The sequence below is a fragment of the Streptomyces sp. H39-C1 genome (genome assembly GCF_027158125.1).
Classification (GTDB): domain Bacteria; phylum Actinomycetota; class Actinomycetes; order Streptomycetales; family Streptomycetaceae; genus Actinacidiphila; species Actinacidiphila fildesensis.
On the sequence record NZ_JAPVLS010000218.1, the window covers coordinates 1 to 2,576 of the forward strand.

The 2,576-nt window shown below is 67.3% G+C and carries 5 protein-coding genes; 4 read left to right on the forward strand and 1 reads right to left on the reverse strand.

Annotated features, from left to right (window positions below; translation table 11 throughout):
- Positions 1-81 precede the first annotated feature (81 nt).
- Positions 82-426 carry a hypothetical protein gene (locus O3W51_RS47655; RefSeq protein WP_269290321.1) on the reverse strand — a complete coding sequence of 115 codons (345 nt, stop codon included), beginning with the start codon at positions 424-426 and terminating at the stop codon, positions 82-84.
- A 28-nt stretch (positions 427-454) separates the two neighbouring features.
- Between O3W51_RS47655 and O3W51_RS47660 the strand changes: the two genes are divergently transcribed.
- The 4 genes from O3W51_RS47660 (at position 455) to O3W51_RS47675 (ending at position 2,071) form a co-directional block, all read left to right on the forward strand.
- The gene (locus O3W51_RS47660) at positions 455-688 is read left to right on the forward strand and encodes a hypothetical protein (protein WP_269290323.1); all 234 of its coding nucleotides are present in this window, start codon (positions 455-457) and stop codon (positions 686-688) included.
- Entirely contained in the window at positions 666-1,019 is a 354-nt protein-coding gene (locus O3W51_RS47665; RefSeq protein WP_269290325.1) for a MarR family winged helix-turn-helix transcriptional regulator, read from the forward strand. Before O3W51_RS47660 ends, O3W51_RS47665 begins: the two co-directional genes overlap by 23 nt.
- A gap of 310 nt (positions 1,020-1,329) precedes the next feature.
- On the forward strand, positions 1,330-1,716 hold the full coding sequence (locus tag O3W51_RS47670; RefSeq protein ID WP_269290327.1) for an STAS domain-containing protein: 387 nt from the start codon (positions 1,330-1,332) through the stop codon (positions 1,714-1,716).
- A gap of 139 nt (positions 1,717-1,855) precedes the next feature.
- A complete protein-coding gene (locus O3W51_RS47675) occupies positions 1,856-2,071 on the forward strand; it encodes a hypothetical protein (protein WP_269290329.1) in 216 nt (71 codons plus the stop codon).
- Positions 2,072-2,576: the final 505 nt, after the last annotated feature.

Consider the following 2,576-nt stretch of genomic DNA (forward strand, 5'->3'; position numbering starts at 1 on the left):
GCCACCGAACTCGCGACAACCCAACTCAACGCCCGCGCCAAACCCTGGATCTGGGGCAGACCCGCCCCACCCACCCGACACCTACGCCGACGCTACGTCTACTGCCTTTGAGGAATTCAGCACTAGCCGGTCTCCGCGTACCGTTACCGGCAGATGGACTTCGGTCATGCCGCCCTTCGCCTTGTGTTCCTTGTGCGGCTGCTGGCTGCCAAGAGCCCGGCCTTCCGCGCTGGCGTGCACAGACACTCCAGCCGTGGTGTGGGGCAGCGCAGTTACGGACTGCAGGACGCTCTGGCTGTAGTCGGCCATCAGCAGATTCACTCCATGGGCGCCGTAGTGCGTGGCCAGCGCGGAGCGCACCACGTCGAGCAGCGCGTGCGGGGCGGCGGTGCGCAGGGCGCGCTCGACCGACAGGAGATTCGGCATCGGGGGTTGGGCTTCTTTCCATGGGAGTGTGCGACGTTTCGCCATCACGACGGGCGGTCAACGGGTGGTCATGGGGCGCTACCTGTGCGGCAGTGAGATGATCTCTGCCACTCCTTCATCCTCCGAAGTCACCCGCGCGGCGCAGGCCGCCGGCACGGTTGCGGAGCTGCCGAAAGTCCTGTGGGGGCGCGGTCAGCACGCGGTGGCATTGGGCACCGTCCCGCCGTCGCATTTGCGGGATGGTCATGATCGAAGCGTGTGAGGGCGTCAACCTGACGGCTCTGAGCGAGGCGCTCAGCTCGCGGCCGTCTGGGGTGAGTCGGCTGTGCGACGGGCTGGAAGCCGCCGGCCTGCTGGAGCGTGGAGCCAGCACCACCAGTGGCCGCGAGGTCGAATTGCGCCTGATCGCCAGCGGGCAGTCGCTAACTGACATACGCGACTTCCGCCGCCGCGAGGTCACCACCGTTCTGCGGACCATGCCCACCGCGCAGCTCGTTGCCTTGATCGAAAGACTGGAGGCCCTCCCCTCCGCAGCCCGCTCTCACACCAACACCGCCCCCTTGAAGCAGGAGCCCTCGGCGAACACCGCCTAGCTCTCGCCAGCATCCGTCAGCCCTCGATCAGAAACGCCACGTGGCACCTCGGTCGAAAGGAGGCCGCCTTTGCGCGGCGTTCCCGTCCCCGAAGGCACCCACCGGGCCCCCGCCCATCCGCCGTGCGCAGGCGAGCGAAGGAAATCAGGCCCGCAAGAAATGTTGCCATACGGAAACCTTATGGCTAGCGTAGACCATCTGGCCCCCTTCCTGGCCAGCACCTGCGCGCGGCAGACCTGAGGGACAATACGTCGCAGCACGGGCCATACAGCCAGTACCGGCCTCCCGGGCCGGGCCGCTGTCCCCGCCAGTGAAAGGCACCGCCGTGCACTCTTCCCACCTGGCATCGCGCGTGGTCAGCCGCCACCATGCCCACGCCGTGATCATCACGGTGAGCGGCGATATCGACTTCGACACCGTCGCACCCTTGAACCGCGCGATCCGCGCAGTCGCTGATCGCTCCAAGGACGAGCCGGTAGTCCTGGACCTGTCCCAGGTGCAGTTCGCGGGCGCATCACTGATCAACGCGCTGCTGTATGCCCGCGCCGAAATCGGACCGGACCGGCTGAGGATCGCCGCCCCGCCACCCTGCGTCATTCGGCTTCTCCATGTGGCCTCACTCGACGGCTTCTTCACGACCGGCGCCACTGTCACGGACCTGGCGACCCCCACCGCAGCGGCCGGCTGCCCAGCATGAGCGAGCTGGCCACGCAGCGTGAGATCCGTCCGGCCACACTCCGCGTGCGCCAGGGCCGCTGGATGCCGCCTCTGCCAGCGAGCCGGCAGGCTCACCTCATCAAACGATTCTGCCGCCGCCTGTCTGATAGGGGCTAGGTATGCTCCCCAACGACCCTGAGCCGGTGCCCGTCTTTGTCCGCGAGATCATCGACCATGTTGTCGAGGCCGTCCGGGCCGAAGACCCTCCTCGGGTACGGACGCTCTTGAACGACCTTGCCCAGGTCGCGGACCAAACCGCTCTGCTGTTGCTGCGCAGCCGACTCCACGATGATCTGACTTCCGATCGCCCTGGACTGCTGCCGCCGACGCGGTAGCGCGCGTCAGCGGCCGTGACGTCGTGTGCCCTCGTCGGGTGAGGGGCGTGCGCAGAGGGTTGCTGTACAGGCGTGCGGTCGGTTGGCCGGGGGTGACAGCCACGCAGGGACCCGTGATGTCTCTTCTCGCCCTGTCGGACACCGCGTATTCCCTGGGCAACAGCCGCCGCCGCACCCCCTTGTGCTGCGACACGAGCGACGCGGCCGGGGTCATCCGCAGCAACCAACCAGGGTGGGGGGCAGGGCACAGCCCCCGGTCTGGCCGGTCAGACCGGGTGTACGGTCCTGCGGATGAGCGGGGCTGGGGTCTTCGACGCGGACCTGAAGGGTCCGGCGGTCAGCGGTGAGGCACAAGGCGGTCTGTCAGCGGTCACGTAATTCGGCTCTGTCGCTGATCTTGTGCTTGGTGGTCAGGTCCGGTGCAAGATCCGCTTGCGTAGAAGGTCGAAGTTCGCACGCCCGTATCCGGCCCGCTTGATGAGCTTGACTCTCGTGTTCTGTCCCT

What these genes read in the sequence shown, in the direction of transcription:
- O3W51_RS47655 (WP_269290321.1), bottom strand. Translation starts at nt 426, where the DNA reads ATGCCGAATCTCCTGTCGGTCGAGCGCGCCCTGCGCACCGCCGCCCCG.
- O3W51_RS47675 (WP_269290329.1), top strand. Translation starts at nt 1,856, where the DNA reads ATGCTCCCCAACGACCCTGAGCCGGTGCCCGTCTTTGTCCGCGAGATC.
- O3W51_RS47665 (WP_269290325.1), top strand. Translation starts at nt 666, where the DNA reads ATGGTCATGATCGAAGCGTGTGAGGGCGTCAACCTGACGGCTCTGAGC.